Origin of the sequence: Citrobacter braakii, assembly GCF_002075345.1 — a bacterium.
Lineage (GTDB): Bacteria > Pseudomonadota > Gammaproteobacteria > Enterobacterales > Enterobacteriaceae > Citrobacter > Citrobacter braakii.
Genome location: NZ_NAEW01000004.1, coordinates 147,453 through 161,591, shown reverse-complemented (window position 1 = coordinate 161,591; position 14,139 = coordinate 147,453). Strand labels below are relative to the sequence as shown.

The 14,139-nt window shown below is 55.9% G+C and carries 15 protein-coding genes; 9 read left to right on the top strand and 6 right to left on the bottom strand.

Annotated elements, in window-relative coordinates; translation table 11 throughout:
* Positions 1-77: 77 nt before the first annotated feature.
* The 6 genes from flhA to hypA all read right to left on the bottom strand — a co-directional run bounded on the left by flhA (position 78) and on the right by hypA (position 6,051).
* Positions 78-2,156, bottom strand: coding sequence for a formate hydrogenlyase transcriptional activator FlhA (flhA, locus tag BZK42_RS10660; RefSeq protein ID WP_046274830.1), 2,079 nt, complete (start codon positions 2,154-2,156; stop codon positions 78-80).
* Positions 2,157-2,362: 206 nt separating this feature from the next.
* On the bottom strand, positions 2,363-3,373 hold the full coding sequence (gene hypE / locus BZK42_RS10655) for a hydrogenase maturation carbamoyl dehydratase HypE (RefSeq protein WP_080859136.1): 1,011 nt from the start codon (positions 3,371-3,373) through the stop codon (positions 2,363-2,365).
* The gene (gene hypD / locus BZK42_RS10650; protein WP_080859135.1) at positions 3,370-4,491 is read right to left on the bottom strand and encodes a hydrogenase formation protein HypD; all 1,122 of its coding nucleotides are present in this window, start codon (positions 4,489-4,491) and stop codon (positions 3,370-3,372) included. Before hypD ends, hypE begins: the two co-directional genes overlap by 4 nt.
* Positions 4,491-4,763, bottom strand: a complete 273-nt coding sequence (gene hypC / locus BZK42_RS10645; RefSeq protein ID WP_080859134.1) for a hydrogenase 3 maturation protein HypC — start codon at positions 4,761-4,763, stop codon at positions 4,491-4,493. The genes hypD and hypC overlap by 1 nt, the downstream gene beginning before the upstream one ends.
* The gene (hypB, locus tag BZK42_RS10640; protein ID WP_016154192.1) at positions 4,754-5,626 is read right to left on the bottom strand and encodes a hydrogenase nickel incorporation protein HypB; all 873 of its coding nucleotides are present in this window, start codon (positions 5,624-5,626) and stop codon (positions 4,754-4,756) included. Before hypB ends, hypC begins: the two co-directional genes overlap by 10 nt.
* 53 nt (positions 5,627-5,679) lie before the next feature.
* Positions 5,680-6,051 (bottom strand): hydrogenase maturation nickel metallochaperone HypA, encoded by a 372-nt coding sequence (hypA, locus tag BZK42_RS10635; protein ID WP_080859133.1) that lies wholly within the window; start codon positions 6,049-6,051, stop codon positions 5,680-5,682.
* Between the two features lie 198 nt (positions 6,052-6,249).
* On the opposite strand from hypA, the gene hycA reads away from it, so the two are divergent.
* The 9 genes from hycA to hycI all read left to right on the top strand — a co-directional run bounded on the left by hycA (position 6,250) and on the right by hycI (position 14,126).
* Positions 6,250-6,708 (top strand): formate hydrogenlyase regulator HycA, encoded by a 459-nt coding sequence (gene hycA / locus BZK42_RS10630; RefSeq protein ID WP_016154190.1) that lies wholly within the window; start codon positions 6,250-6,252, stop codon positions 6,706-6,708.
* Positions 6,709-6,849: 141 nt separating this feature from the next.
* Positions 6,850-7,461 (top strand): formate hydrogenlyase subunit HycB, encoded by a 612-nt coding sequence (hycB, locus tag BZK42_RS10625; protein WP_016154189.1) that lies wholly within the window; start codon positions 6,850-6,852, stop codon positions 7,459-7,461.
* Entirely contained in the window at positions 7,458-9,284 is a 1,827-nt protein-coding gene (hycC, locus tag BZK42_RS10620; protein WP_047414258.1) for a formate hydrogenlyase subunit 3, read from the top strand. The genes hycB and hycC overlap by 4 nt, the downstream gene beginning before the upstream one ends.
* A 2-nt stretch (positions 9,285-9,286) precedes the next feature.
* Positions 9,287-10,210 carry a respiratory chain complex I subunit 1 family protein gene (locus BZK42_RS10615; RefSeq protein ID WP_080859132.1) on the top strand — a complete coding sequence of 308 codons (924 nt, stop codon included), beginning with the start codon at positions 9,287-9,289 and terminating at the stop codon, positions 10,208-10,210.
* A gap of 17 nt (positions 10,211-10,227) precedes the next feature.
* Positions 10,228-11,937: a formate hydrogenlyase subunit HycE gene (gene hycE / locus BZK42_RS10610; RefSeq protein ID WP_016154186.1), complete on the top strand. Its 1,710-nt coding sequence runs from the start codon at positions 10,228-10,230 to the stop codon at positions 11,935-11,937.
* A gap of 9 nt (positions 11,938-11,946) precedes the next feature.
* Complete coding sequence (gene hycF / locus BZK42_RS10605) at positions 11,947-12,489, top strand: formate hydrogenlyase subunit HycF (RefSeq protein ID WP_080859131.1); 543 nt, start codon at positions 11,947-11,949, stop codon at positions 12,487-12,489.
* Entirely contained in the window at positions 12,489-13,256 is a 768-nt protein-coding gene (gene hycG, locus BZK42_RS10600; protein WP_049040387.1) for a formate hydrogenlyase subunit HycG, read from the top strand. Before hycF ends, hycG begins: the two co-directional genes overlap by 1 nt.
* A complete protein-coding gene (locus BZK42_RS10595) occupies positions 13,253-13,663 on the top strand; it encodes a formate hydrogenlyase maturation HycH family protein (RefSeq protein ID WP_003037385.1) in 411 nt (136 codons plus the stop codon). Before hycG ends, BZK42_RS10595 begins: the two co-directional genes overlap by 4 nt.
* Entirely contained in the window at positions 13,656-14,126 is a 471-nt protein-coding gene (gene hycI / locus BZK42_RS10590) for a hydrogenase maturation peptidase HycI (RefSeq protein ID WP_016154183.1), read from the top strand. The genes BZK42_RS10595 and hycI overlap by 8 nt, the downstream gene beginning before the upstream one ends.
* Positions 14,127-14,139 lie beyond the last annotated feature (13 nt).

The following is a 14,139-nucleotide window of genomic DNA, read 5'->3' as shown; positions in this document are numbered from 1 at the left end:
CGCCTTATCCGGCCAACAAAGACAAACGCACCAGTGGCGTAGGCCCGATAAGCGTAGCGCTATCGGGCAATAATCCGTTAAACCAGTGCGTCCTTATCAATGCCCAGGCGCTTCATGCGCGAGAGTAACGTTGTGCGTTTCAACCCCAGTCTTTGTGCCGCGCCTTTAGGACCGGCGACAACGCCATTGGTTTCTTTCAGAACGCGCATTATCAGCTGGTATTCATCTTCGCCATCCTGCGCGACTTCGGTCGCCACCGGCGGCGTAGACGGCGCCATAGCGATTACATCCGGCAGGGACAGTTGCAGCACGTTGCCCCGGGTGAGCAGAACCGCGCGTTCTACGACGTTTTCCAGCTCGCGCACGTTACCCGGCCATTCCATGCTGCTCAGCGTACGCAGGGCTTCGGCGGGAATGCTGTCGATATTGCGCCCCATCCGGCGGGCAATTTTGAAGGTGAAGGCTTTCACCAGCAGCGGAATATCTTCCGGGCGCTCGCGCAGCGGCGGCAGATGGATCGGGAAGACGTTCAGTCGATAGTAGAGATCGTTACGAAACTCGCGATCGGCGACCATCTTTTTCAGATCGCGGTTAGTGGCAGCGATCAAGCGAACGTCGGTCTGGATCAGTTTATTGCTGCCCAGACGTTCAAACTCCTGCTCCTGCAGAACGCGCAGCAGCTTGGGCTGAAGCTCCAGCGGCATGTCGCCAACTTCATCGAGAAATAACGAACTTTTGTCCGCCAGTTCAAAGCGTCCAATCCGCTGCGTGCTGGCCCCGGTAAATGCGCCACGCTCATGGCCAAACAGATCGCTTTCCAGCAATCCGGCAGGCATTGCCGCGCAGTTCATTTTCACCATCCGACGGGCGTTACGTCCGCTCAGGTTGTGAATTGCTCGTGCAATCAGCTCCTTACCCGTCCCGGTTTCACCAAGAATCAGGACAGTGCTGTCGCTTTGCGCCACCATTTCGACCTGTTTGAGTACGCTGTACATCGCTTCGCTGCGGCCAATGATTTCTCCGAACTCACTCTCCACGTTGTTGAGTTGTTCAGTCAGCGCCAGGTTTTCATCGACCAGCCGCTCCTTCAGGCGGTGGATCTCCTGGTAGGCGAGGGCGTTATCCACGGCGATCGCCACGCGTTCTGCGATTTGGCGCAGCAGTTTGAGATTGGCGGTGGTGAATACTTTCTCTTCACATTGCGCCAGCTTAAGTACGCCGAGCATATTATTGCCGGACATCAGCGGCAGCAGGCACAGAGTCTGTAGCTGGTTGCCCCAGGTTTCGAACAACATTCTTTCGTAAGGGGCCAGGGTATCGCGTTCGCTCAGGTTAATCAGCAGCATCTCTTTACTTTTGAAGACCCGTTCAGAGAGCGTGCCGGCTTCGTCCACTTCACTTTGTTCGTGTGCCGGATGATGTTCATCCAGATAGTGAGTGGAATAAATGCTGAGCTTGTTTTTGCGATCGCTGCGTAACACGATGCTGATGGCATCAATGTCGAAGTAGTGATGGATCTCTTTGGCGACTTCGCTGACCAGCTCATCAATATCCAGGCGGGAGAGCACAGCATTGGTGATGGCGACCAGGATGCGAAAGTTATCACGCTCACGGCACAGGAGATCGTAATCGACATTGTTGCTGACCCGGCTTTGAATTTGTTCAGCAACGACGCCGACTATTTGGGTGAAGGTCTGCAGCCGGTTGTACTCTTTTTCACTCCACGGTTGGTCTTCGTTACGGATAAATTCGCAACCGCCAAAGATTCGTCCATCTGCCGCCAGCGGCAGCAGGCAGTAGTGACCAAATTTAGAATACAGCCCGCCAGAGGCCAGCTGTGGCCAGGTTTCGTTAAACTCGTGATAGTTGCAGTGCAGCGCATCGGGGCGAGACAAAATACGGCGTACCGGGCCATGCGCCAGCACCGTTTCGTCTTCATAATCGATGGGGTTACCATTTTCACGCGTCGCAAAATAACGCGCACGCTGCGTTTGTGCCTGCCATAAGACAATAGCCGCGCAGTCGGCCAGCGCTGAACGCTTGACCAGTTGCGAAAGCGCCTCGCTGAGAGACGGCAGGTCGGGCTGCTGTAATAATGTACGAGTAATATCGAACAGGCCTTGCTGTCCGAGGTCACTCATCGGTGTATACGACATATTGCTTTTCCAGGAAAAGCACCGCAGAACGGTGCGAAAACGGTAAATGAATTATAGGTATAAGTCGTAAATTATTGCCGGACTGGTCCAGCTACACGAACCGTAGACCCGATCGGCAAAACGCCATCAGGTGATAATGCAGCGTTAAGGCCGGATGTCGACGCAAATGCGTCTTACCCGGCCTACAGCTTGCTGCCAACCGGCTGTTAGCATATACGAGGTAATGGTTCGGCGTGTGGTAAATCGAGAGTGCGTTTCACGCCGTAGAGTCCGGCAAGACGCACACCTTTGCGTTCTACCACTTCACCAATCATTGCGGCATCGCGTCCTAACGGATGTGCGCGCAGCGCGGCAAGCACCGTTTCAGCAGCCTGAGGCTCAACGGCAATCACCAGCTTGCCTTCGTTAGCAAAGTTAAGCGCATCCAGACCCAGCAGTTCGCAAACGCCACGCACCGCGGGCTTCACGGGCAGGGCCGCTTCAGACAGCTCAATACCAAACCCGCATGAGGCGGCAAATTCATGCGTTACCGCATTTACGCCGCCACGGGTCGCGTCACGCAGCGCCTTCACGCCGGGAATATCACGCAGCGTCTGGATAAGCGGTGTCAATACCGCGCAGTCGCTGACCAGTTCGCCATCAAGACCCAGCTGTTCGCGCAGGTTAAGGATAGTTGCGCCGTGATCGCCAAGCGTACCGCTGACCAGCAGCACATCGCCTGGGCCGAGGGTCTGTGCGCCCCAGTGAATGTTGGCGGGGATCGCCCCCATTCCGGCCGTGTTGATGAACAGCTTGTCTGCAGCGCCGCGCTGCACGACTTTGGTATCGCCGGTCACGATGGCGATGCCTGCTTCACGCGCGGTCGCCGCCATACTGTTGACGACGGTTTTCAACGTCTCCATCGGCAAACCCTCTTCGAGGATAAAACCGCAGGAGAGGTAGCGAGGGATCGCGCCGCTGACCGCCACGTCGTTAGCCGTACCGCAGATGGCCAGCTTGCCGATATTGCCACCCGGGAAGAACAACGGATCGATAACGTAGCTGTCGGTTGAAAACGCCAGACGATCGCCTTCTGCGACCAGTTGCGCCAGATCCAGACGGGCCTGATCTTCTTGTTCCGCCAGCCACGGATTAGCAAAAGCCTCCATAAACAGACTGTTGATCAACTGCTGCATAGCCTGACCGCCGCTACCGTGGGCGAGTTGTACGCTGTTCATGCTTCACACTCCTGCTGACGATACTGATACCAGGCGGCACATGCGCCTTCTGAGGAGACCATCAGGGCGCCAAACGCGGTCTCCGGGTTACAGGTTTTGCCAAATAGCGGGCACTGATGCGGTTTGCATCTGCCGGTCAATACCTCGCCGCAACGTGCGCGCGGATCGTCATACACCTGCTGCGGCGCTGGCTGGAAATACGCTTCGGCATCAAAGCGCTGATAGTCTGGCGTCAGGTGAACGCCAGAGGACTCAATGACGCCCAGACCGCGCCATTCGCTATCGCCATTGACGCAGAACACTTCGGCGATGGCCTGTTGCGCTAACAGGTTACCGGCGTCCGGCACCACGCGGCGATACTGGTTTTCAACCTGGCTATGCGCGGCAATCTTCTGTTCAATCAACATCACCACGCCCTGCAGCAGATCGAGCGGTTCGAAACCGGCGACCACCAACGGACGATGGAAATCTGAAGCAATGAAATTATAGGCATCGGTGCCAATCACCATGCTGACATGGCCCGGCGCTAAGAAGGCGTCGATGCCATTGTCCGGCTGTTCCAGCAGGCTGCGCAGCGTAGGGATAAGCGTGATGTGCTGGCAGAAAAAGTAAAAGTTCTGCACGTCACGCTGTTTTGCCTGCTGAAGGGTGATGGCGGTGGTTGGCATTGTGGTTTCAAAACCCAGGCCAAAGAACACAACCTTACGCGTTGGGTTTTCCTGCGCCAGCTTCAGCGCATCCATCGGTGAATAGACGATGCGGATATCCGCGCCGCGCGCTTTGGCTTGTAGCAAAGAACCTTGTTTACCCGGAACGCGCATCGCATCGCCAAAGGTGCAAAAAATCACTTCCGGATGGCTGGCGATTTCCACACAGCTGTCGATTCTGCCCATCGGCAGAACGCAAACCGGGCAGCCCGGGCCATGTATAAACTCGACGTTGTCGGGCAACAATTGGTCGAGACCGAACTTAAAGATAGCGTGGGTATGACCACCACACACTTCCATGATGCGCAGCGGGCGTTCAGCAGTGTAGGGGAGGTGTGCGGCACGTTCACACAGGTGCTCTATCAACTGCATCACCTGTTCTGGTGCGCGGTATTCGTCAACAAAACGCATTATTTTTCCTCGCCATACAACAACGCGCCGACATCCGGCTCAACGTCAAACATGTTTTGTAGCGCATCGAGCGTGTCGTGCGCTTCAGCTTCATTAATGATGCTCATGGCAAAGCCGACGTGGACCAGTACCCACTGACCCAGGCGGGGTTGACCGTGTTCATCGCAGCTTCCGACCAGCGTCAGGTCGACGTCGCGCTGAATACCGCAAACGTCGACTTTGGCCTGGTTGCCATCAATGGTGCGGATTTGACCCGGAACACCTATGCACATCGCTGCGTCTCCAGCCAGGAGAGCCATTGGTCCATGCCTTCGCCACTGGTGGCGGAAATCAGGATAATCTCAATTTCCGGGTTCACTTCCCGGGCGCTGGCGATGCACTTTTCTACGTCAAAATTGAGGTACGGCAGTAGGTCTACTTTGTTGAGCAGCATCAGCGACGCGGCGGCAAACATATGCGGGTATTTCAGCGGCTTGTCTTCGCCTTCGGTGACGGAAAGCACCGCTACTTTATGGCGTTCGCCGAGGTCGAAGCTGGCCGGGCAAACCAGGTTCCCGACGTTTTCAATGAACAGGATGCCGTTGTCTTCAAGCGGCAAACGTGGCGCGGCGTCAGCAATCATTTGTGCGTCAAGGTGGCAACCTTTACCGGTGTTGACCTGGATGGCGGGCGTACCTGTGGCGCGAATACGGGCGGCATCGTTAACCGTCTGCTGGTCGCCTTCAATGACGGCGCAAGGCACGCTGTCTTTGAGCTTCATCAGCGTTTCGGTCAGCAGCGTGGTTTTACCGGAGCCTGGGCTTGAGACAAGGTTTAATACCAGATGTTGACGGGCAGCAAAGCGTGCGCGGTTGCGCTCGGCCAGACGGTTGTTTTTATCCAGCACGTCAATTTCCACTTCCAGCATCCGGCGCTGACTCATGCCTGGCGCGTGGGTGCCTGCTTCACCGTGACCGTAATGCAAATCGCCTTCTTCGGTCTGGCTCGGTGTGAAACTGGAGGTCTTCACCCCGGTAATATTCAGCGCCGGACGAGCCGCTGGGGCAAATGGCGCGCTGCGAAACGCCGAGTGGGGATTATGCTCATCACCCTCTATATAAAGGTTGCCTTCAGCGCAACCACATGTCGTACACATCGCTCACTCCTGATCTTATTACTTGCGATACTTCAGTTGCCGGATGATGACGCTTAGGCGTAGGCATCCGGCGCTGGAGTTTCATCTATTTCAATACGTCGAATCTGTAAGCCGTCATCGGCCACAATTCTCAGCATATCGCTGTTGCATTGCGGACATCTGCGCACGCGTTGCGTCAGTAAGGTGACGTATTGCTGACAAGATTCGCACCAACATTCGGCTTCTTGTTCTTCGAGGTGGAGTTTACAACCTTCTGCAAGGGTCCCGCGGCATACCAGATCAAAACAAAAGGCGAGAGCGCTGGTTTCTACGCAAGAAAATGCGCCAATTTTGAGCCAGACCCCAGTTACTCGTTGAGCACCGTATTGCGTGGCCTGTTGTTCAATCAATTCCAGTGCCCGTTGGCAGAGGGTTATTTCGTGCATACCGCCTCCTATGAAGTTGCCGTATTAAAAGCAATAAACATGCCAGCTTGAATTTTTTCTATCGTGACAATGACGACGATGACGAAATGACATGTCGTCACCGCTCTTTGATTTTTTATCTATATGAAAATTAAAGTTTTTAATTTTGGCATGAAATGTGCTTAAAGCTGTTCATCTCTGCTAAACGGGTAACCTGACATGACTATTTGGGAAATAAGCGAAAAAGCCGATTACATCGCTGAACGGCATCGTCGCCTACAGGACCAGTGGCGTATTTACTGCAACTCGCTGGTTCAGGGGATCACCCTGTCAAAAGCGCGTTTGCATCATGCAATGAGCTGCGCACCGGACAAGGATCTTTGCTTCGTCCTTTTTGAACACTTCACTATCTACGTCACGCTGGCGGACGGCTTTAACAGCCACACCATCGAGTACTACGTTGAAACGAAAGACGGTGATGATAAGCAACTGATTGCACAGGCTGAGTTGACCATCGACGGTAAGGTTGATGAGCGTATCAGCAACCGCGATCGCGAGCAGGTGCTGGAGCACTATCTCGAAAAAATCGCCACCGTCTACGACAGTCTCTATACCGCGGTTGAAAACAATATGCCGGTGAATTTAAGCCAGCTGATTGAGGGACATAGCCCGGCTTAAGCCTTGGGTGTGCCCACTTTTGTCATGATGCACTTTCATACTGCGTCACGACGTTTAGGGAATGGGCATGTCGAAAAATGTCGAAATGACATTTTCCAGACATGTTTTCGTCAAAAATGACTATCACCTGAGGAATGCCTGGTGAATCGTTTTGTAATTGCTGACTCCACTCTTTGCATCGGCTGCCACACCTGTGAAGCCGCCTGCTCAGAGACACATCGCCAGCATGGCCTGCAGTCAATGCCGCGCCTGAAAGTGATGTTAAATGAAAAAGAATCCGCCCCGCAGCTTTGCCATCATTGCGAAGATGCGCCTTGCGCCACCGTTTGTCCGGTTAATGCGATTAATCGCGTTGATGGTGCCGTGCAGCTGAATGAAAGCCTGTGTGTAAGCTGCAAACTGTGCGGGATCGCCTGTCCGTTTGGCGCGATTGAGTTTTCCGGTAGCCGTCCGCTGCATATCCCGGCAAACGCCAATACGCCAAAAGCGCCTCCGGCTCCGCCAGCGCCTGCCCGCGTGAGCACGTTGCTGGACTGGGTTCCGGGTATTCGTGCCATCGCGGTGAAATGCGATCTGTGCAGTTTTGACGAGCTTGGTCCGGCCTGCGTACGCATGTGCCCGACCAAAGCCCTGCACCTGGTGAGTAACGTGGATATTGCCCGCGCCAGCAAACGTAAGCGTGAGCTGACTTTCAATACCGACTTCGGCGATCTCACCTTGTTTCAGCAGGCTCAGAGTGGGGATGCAAAATGAGCGCAATTTCACTGATTAACAGCGGCGTAGCCTGGTTTACGGCGGCTGCGGTTCTGGCATTTCTGTTTTCATTTCACAAACCGCTGAGCGGCTGGATTGCCGGGGTTGGCGGTGCGGTTGGCAGCCTGTGTACAGCGGCTGCGGGTTTCACCGTACTGACTAATGCCCTGGCTTTAAGCGGTGTGATGCCGTTTATTGGTCACAGTGTGCAAATTACCCCGTTGAACGCTATCTGGCTGATTACGCTGGGCCTGTGCGGCCTGTTTGTCAGCCTGTTCAACATTGACTGGCATCGTCATCCGCAGGTAAAAGCCAACGGGCTGCTGGTGAATCTGCTGATGGCCGCAGCGGTATGTGCGGTGGTTGCCAGCAACCTCGGAACGCTGGTGGTGATGGCGGAAATCATGGCGCTGTGTGCCGTGTTCCTCACCGGCTGCAGCAAAGAGGGCAAACTGTGGTTTGCGCTGGGCCGCGTCGGCACGCTACTGCTGGCTATTGCCTGCTACCTGATGTGGCAACGCTACGGCACCCTGGAGCTGCGCCTGCTTGACCTGCGCACTCAGGAGCTGCCGCTCGGGTCTGATATCTGGCTGCTGGGCGTGGCGGGTTTTGGCCTGCTGGCCGGGATTATTCCGCTGCACGGATGGGTGCCACAGGCACACGCCAACGCCAGCGCACCGGCGGCGGCGCTGTTCTCTACCGTCGTCATGAAAGTGGGGCTGCTGGGTATTCTCTCCCTGTCGCTGCTGGGCGGTAATGCGCCGCTGTGGTGGGGCATTACGCTGCTGGTGCTGGGAATGATCACCGCGTTTGTCGGCGGTCTGTATGCGCTGATGGAACACAACATTCAGCGTCTGCTGGCATATCACACGCTGGAAAACATCGGCATTATTCTGCTGGGTCTGGGCGCAGGCGTAACCGGAATTTCCCTGAATCAACCTGCACTGATTGCGCTGGGTTTGACCGGCGGTCTGTACCACCTGGTAAACCACAGCCTGTTCAAAAGCGTTCTGTTCCTGGGCGCAGGCAGCATCTGGTTCCGTACCGGTCATCGTGATATCGAAAAACTGGGCGGTATCGGTAAACGTATGCCGGTTATCTCTCTGGCGATGCTGGTTGGCCTGATGGCGATGGCCGCACTGCCGCCGCTGAACGGTTTTGCCGGTGAGTGGGTTATCTACCAGTCCTTCTTTAAGCTTGGCAACAGCGGCGCGTTTGTCGGTCGTCTGTTAGGACCGTTGCTGGCGGTAGGACTGGCGATTACCGGCGCGCTGGCGGTGATGTGTATGGCGAAAGTCTATGGGGTTACGTTCCTTGGTGCACCGCGCACGAAGGAAGCTGAAAATGCCTGCTGCGCGCCAATCCTGATGGGCGTTAGCGTAGTCGCGTTGGCTATCTGCTGCGTGATTGGGGGCGTTGCTGCGCCGTGGCTGCTGCCGATGATCTCCGCTGCCGTTCCGCTGCCGCTGGAAACCGCGAACACCACCGTTTCTCAGCCAATGATCACGCTGCTGCTGATCGCATGTCCGCTGCTGCCGTTCATCATCATGGCGATTTTCAAAGGCAACCGTCTGCCATCGCGTTCACGCGGTGCGGCATGGGTGTGTGGTTACGATCACGAGCAGTCAATGGTCATTACCGCACACGGTTTTGCCATGCCGGTGAAAGAAGCCTTTGCGCCGGTACTCAAACTGCGCAAATGGCTGAATCCGGTATCACTGGTTCCGGGCTGGCAGAATGCGGCTGCACCGGTGCTGTTCCGTCGCCTGGCGCTGATTGAGCTGGCGGTACTGGTGGTGATTGTGGTTTCACGAGGAGCCTGAGAATGAGTGTTTTATATCCGTTAATTCAGGCGCTGGTGCTGTTTGCCGTTGCGCCGCTGCTGTCCGGTATTACCCGCGTGGCACGTGCGCGTTTGCACAATCGCCGCGGTCCGGGCGTTTTGCAGGAATACCGCGACATCATCAAACTGCTGGGCCGTCAGAGCATTGCGCCTGCGGATTCCAGTTGGGTTTTCCGCCTGACGCCGTTTGTGATGGTGGGTGTGATGCTGACTATCGCCACCGCGTTGCCGGTAGTGACCGTTGGCTCACCACTGCCGCAACTGGGCGATCTGATCACCTTAATTTACCTGTTCGCCATCGCCCGCTTCTTCTTCTCTATCGCGGGCCTGGATACCGGTAGCCCGTTTACCGCTATTGGCGCCAGCCGCGAAGCGATGCTCGGCGTGCTGGTTGAACCTATCCTGCTGCTGGGTCTGTGGGTTGCGGCGCAGGTTGCTGGCTCAACGCATATCAGCAATATCGCCGATACCATTTATCACTGGCCTACTGCACGCAGCATTCCGTTGATTCTGGCGCTGTGCGCCTGTGCTTTCGCCACCTTTATCGAAATGGGCAAACTGCCGTTCGATCTGGCAGAGGCAGAGCAGGAGCTGCAGGAAGGTCCATTGACCGAATACAGCGGCAGCGGTTTTGCGGTGCTGAAATGGGGCATTAGCCTTAAGCAACTGGTCGTTCTGCAAATGTTCGTTGGCGTGTTCCTGCCGTGGGGAGAGATGGAAACCTTCACCTCGGGTGGGCTGCTGCTGGCGCTGGTGATTGCCGTCATCAAACTGGTTCTCGGCGTGCTGGTCATCGCCCTGTTCGAAAACAGCATGGCGCGTCTGCGTTTTTGCGCCACTTCACGCGTGACCTGGGCCGGTTTTGGGTTTGCGTTTTTAGCGTTCGTCTCCTTGCTGGTGGCGTGATTTAAGAGAGTTTGAGCATGTCTGAAGAAAAATTAGGTCAACAATATCTCGCGGCGCTGCACCAGGCCTTCCCGGGCGTCGTGCTGGATGAAGCCTGGCAGACCAAAGATCAGCTGACGATCACCGTCAAGGTGAACTACCTGCCGGAAGTGGTGGAGTTCCTGTACTACAAACAGGGTGGCTGGTTGTCCGTGCTGTTTGGTAACGACGAACGTCAGCTGTGCGGTCATTATGCCGTGTACTACGTGCTGTCGATGGAGCAGGGTACCAAGTGCTGGATTACCGTGCGCGTTGAAGTCGATGCCAATAAGCTGGAGTTCCCGTCCGTCACGCCGCGCGTGCCTGCTGCGGTCTGGGGCGAGCGCGAAGTGCGCGATATGTACGGTTTGATCCCGGTTGGTTTGCCCGATGAGCGTCGTCTGGTACTGCCGGATGACTGGCCGGACGAACTCTACCCGCTGCGTAAAGACAGCATGGATTATCGCCAGCGCCCCGCGCCGACTACCGATGCTGAAACCTACGAGTTCATCAACGAACTGGGCGACAAGAAAAACAACGTGGTGCCGATTGGCCCATTGCACGTCACCTCTGATGAACCCGGTCACTTCCGTCTGTTTGTTGACGGCGAAAACATCATCGACGCCGACTACCGTCTGTTCTATGTCCACCGCGGCATGGAGAAGCTGGCGGAAACCCGCATGGGTTACAACGAAGTGACCTTCTTGTCCGACCGCGTGTGCGGCATTTGCGGCTTTGCGCACAGCACCGCCTATACCACCTCCGTCGAGAACGCGATGGGCATCGTCGTGCCGGAACGTGCGCAGATGATCCGCGCCATTCTGCTGGAAGTTGAACGCCTGCACTCGCACCTGCTGAACCTCGGCCTGGCCTGTCACTTTACCGGTTTTGACTCCGGCTTTATGCAGTTCTTCCGCGTGCGTGAAACCTCCATGAAGATGGCGGAGATCCTCACCGGGGCACGTAAAACTTACGGTCTGAACCTGATCGGCGGTATTCGTCGTGATCTGCTGAAAGAGGATATGATCCAGACCCGTCAACTGGCGCAGCAGATGCGTCGTGACGTGCAGGAACTGGTCGATATGCTGCTCAGCACGCCGAACATGGAACAGCGTACCGTAGGTATTGGCCGTCTGGATCCGGAGATTGCCCGTGACTTCAGTAACGTCGGCCCGATGGTACGCGCCAGCGGCCATGCGCGTGACACCCGCGCCGATCACCCGTTTGTGGGCTATGGCCTGCTGCCGATGGAAGTTCACAGTGAGCAGGGTTGCGACGTTATTTCTCGTCTGAAAGTCCGTATCAATGAAGTCTACACCGCACTGAATATGATCGACTTTGGTCTGGACAACCTGCCAGGCGGCCCGCTGGCTGTGGAAGGTTTCACCTACATTCCACACCGCTTTGCGCTGGGCTTTGCTGAAGCGCCGCGCGGGGATGACATTCACTGGAGTATGACTGGCGACAACCAGAAACTGTATCGCTGGCGCTGTCGCGCGGCGACTTACGCCAACTGGCCGACGCTGCGCTACATGCTGCGTGGCAACACCGTTTCCGATGCCCCGCTGATTATCGGTAGCCTCGATCCTTGCTACTCCTGTACCGACCGTATGACCGTGGTCGATGTGCGTAAGAAGAAGAGCAAAGTCGTGCCGTACAAAGAACTTGAGCGCTACAGCATCGAGCGTAAAAACTCGCCGCTGAAATAAGGAATCGCCATGTTTACCTTTATCAAAAAAGTCATCAAAACCGGGGCGCCGACATCGTCGTATCCGCTGGAGCCGATTGCGGTCGATAAAAACTTCCGTGGCAAACCGGAACACAATCCGCAGCAGTGCATTGGCTGTGCGGCCTGTGTGAATGCGTGCCCGTCGAATGCACTGACGGTAGAAACCGATCTGGTCACCCATGAGCTGGCGTGGCAGTTCAATCTCGGTCGTTGCATCTTCTGCGCCCGCTGCGAAGAAGTCTGCCCGACGGCGGCAATCAAGCTGTCGCAGGAGTATGAACTGGCGGTGTGGAAGAAAGAGGATTTCCTGCAGCAGTCCCGCTTTGCGCTGTGTAATTGTCGCGAATGTAACCGCCCGTTTGCGGTACAAAAAGAGATCGATTACGCCATTGCGCTGCTTAAGCACAACGGCGACAGCCGTGCGGAAAACCACCGTGAAAGCTTTGAGACCTGCCCGGATTGTAAGCGCCAGAAATGCCTGGTGCCGTCTGACCGTATTGAACTGACTCGCCATATGAAAGAGGCCAGCTGATGAGCAATTTATTAGGCCCACGTGACGCCAACGGTATTCCGGTACCGATGACGGTGGATGAATCCATTGCCAGCATGAAAGCGTCGCTGCTTAAAAGCATCAAGCGTTCAGCGTACGTTTACCGTGTGGACTGCGGCGGCTGCAACGGCTGTGAAATCGAAATCTTCGCTACGCTTTCTCCGCTGTTTGATGCCGAACGTTTTGGTATCAAAGTTGTACCATCACCGCGCCATGCGGATATCCTGCTGTTTACCGGCGCGGTAACGCGTGCCATGCGCTCTCCGGCGCTGCGCGCCTGGCAGTCTGCGCCAGATCCGAAAATTTGTATCTCTTACGGTGCCTGCGGTAACAGCGGCGGTATCTTCCACGACTTATACTGCGTATGGGGCGGCACGGATAAAATCGTACCGGTGGATGTGTATATTCCTGGCTGTCCGCCAACGCCTGCGGCTACGCTGTACGGTTTTGCAATGGCGCTGGGTCTGCTGGAACAAAAAATTCACGCGCGTGCGCCAGGTGAACTGGACGAACAGCCGGCTGAAATTCTGCATCCGAACATGGTTCAGCCGCTGCGCGTGAAGGTGGATCGTGAAGCACGCCGTCTGGCGGGCTACCGTTACGGTCGCCAGATTGCTGATGACTATATGACGCAGTTAGGGCAGGGCGAGCATCAGGTGGCGCGCTGGCTGGAAGCGGAAAACGATCCGCGTCTGACCGAGATCGTCACGCATCTTAATCATGTTGTCGAAGAGGCGCGTATCCGATGAGTGAAACGGTGGTGTTCAGTCAACTGAGCCGTAAGTTTATTGATGAGAACGATGCAACGCCCGCTGAGGCGCAGCAGGTTGTCTATTACAGCCTGGCGATTGGTCACCACCTTGGGATCATCGATTGCCTGGAAGCGGCGTTAACCTGTCCGTGGGATGAATATCTGGCGTGGATTGCCACGCTTGCCGAAGGCAGTGAAGCCCGCCGGAAAATGGAAGGCGTGCCGAAGTACGGCGAGATCGTCATCGATTTCAACCATGTGCAAATGCTGGCGCGCGCGTTCGATGATGCGCGTGCCGTGCAGACCCCGCAGCAGCAGGAGTGGAGCAAGCTGATGCTTAGCATGCTTCACGATATCCACCAGGAAAGCGCCATCTATCTGATGGTGAGGAGACATCGTGACTGACGTTTTATTATGTGTGGGTAACAGCATGATGGGCGATGACGGCGCGGGGCCGCTGTTGGCCGAAATGTGTGCTGCAAATCCTCAAGGACAATGGGTTGTCATCGACGGCGGTAGCGCGCCGGAAAACGACATCGTCGCCATCCGCGAGTTGCGCCCGCAGCGTCTGTTGATTGTGGATGCCACCGATATGGGGCTAAATCCTGGTGAAATCCGCATTATCGATCCTGATGATATTGCCGAGATGTTCATGATGACCACCCACAACATGCCGCTGAACTACCTGGTCGATCAGCTGAAAGACGACGTTGGCGAGGTGATTTTCCTTGGCATTCAGCCGGATATTGTCGGTTTTTACTACCCGATGACACAGCCGATCAAAGATGCGGTAGATACCGTCTATCAGCGATTAGCCGGGTGGGAAGGACACGGTGGGTTCGCTGAATTAGAGGCACCGGAAGCCTGAGCCTGAGGGCACT

What these genes read in the sequence shown, in the direction of transcription:
- flhA (WP_046274830.1), bottom strand. Translation starts at nt 2,156, where the DNA reads ATGTCGTATACACCGATGAGTGACCTCGGACAGCAAGGCCTGTTCGAT.
- hypE (WP_080859136.1), bottom strand. Translation starts at nt 3,373, where the DNA reads ATGAACAGCGTACAACTCGCCCACGGTAGCGGCGGTCAGGCTATGCAG.
- hypD (WP_080859135.1), bottom strand. Translation starts at nt 4,491, where the DNA reads ATGCGTTTTGTTGACGAATACCGCGCACCAGAACAGGTGATGCAGTTG.
- hypC (WP_080859134.1), bottom strand. Translation starts at nt 4,763, where the DNA reads ATGTGCATAGGTGTTCCGGGTCAAATCCGCACCATTGATGGCAACCAG.
- hypB (WP_016154192.1), bottom strand. Translation starts at nt 5,626, where the DNA reads ATGTGTACGACATGTGGTTGCGCTGAAGGCAACCTTTATATAGAGGGT.
- hypA (WP_080859133.1), bottom strand. Translation starts at nt 6,051, where the DNA reads ATGCACGAAATAACCCTCTGCCAACGGGCACTGGAATTGATTGAACAA.
- hycA (WP_016154190.1), top strand. Translation starts at nt 6,250, where the DNA reads ATGACTATTTGGGAAATAAGCGAAAAAGCCGATTACATCGCTGAACGG.
- hycC (WP_047414258.1), top strand. Translation starts at nt 7,458, where the DNA reads ATGAGCGCAATTTCACTGATTAACAGCGGCGTAGCCTGGTTTACGGCG.
- BZK42_RS10615 (WP_080859132.1), top strand. Translation starts at nt 9,287, where the DNA reads ATGAGTGTTTTATATCCGTTAATTCAGGCGCTGGTGCTGTTTGCCGTT.
- hycE (WP_016154186.1), top strand. Translation starts at nt 10,228, where the DNA reads ATGTCTGAAGAAAAATTAGGTCAACAATATCTCGCGGCGCTGCACCAG.
- hycF (WP_080859131.1), top strand. Translation starts at nt 11,947, where the DNA reads ATGTTTACCTTTATCAAAAAAGTCATCAAAACCGGGGCGCCGACATCG.
- hycG (WP_049040387.1), top strand. Translation starts at nt 12,489, where the DNA reads ATGAGCAATTTATTAGGCCCACGTGACGCCAACGGTATTCCGGTACCG.
- BZK42_RS10595 (WP_003037385.1), top strand. Translation starts at nt 13,253, where the DNA reads ATGAGTGAAACGGTGGTGTTCAGTCAACTGAGCCGTAAGTTTATTGAT.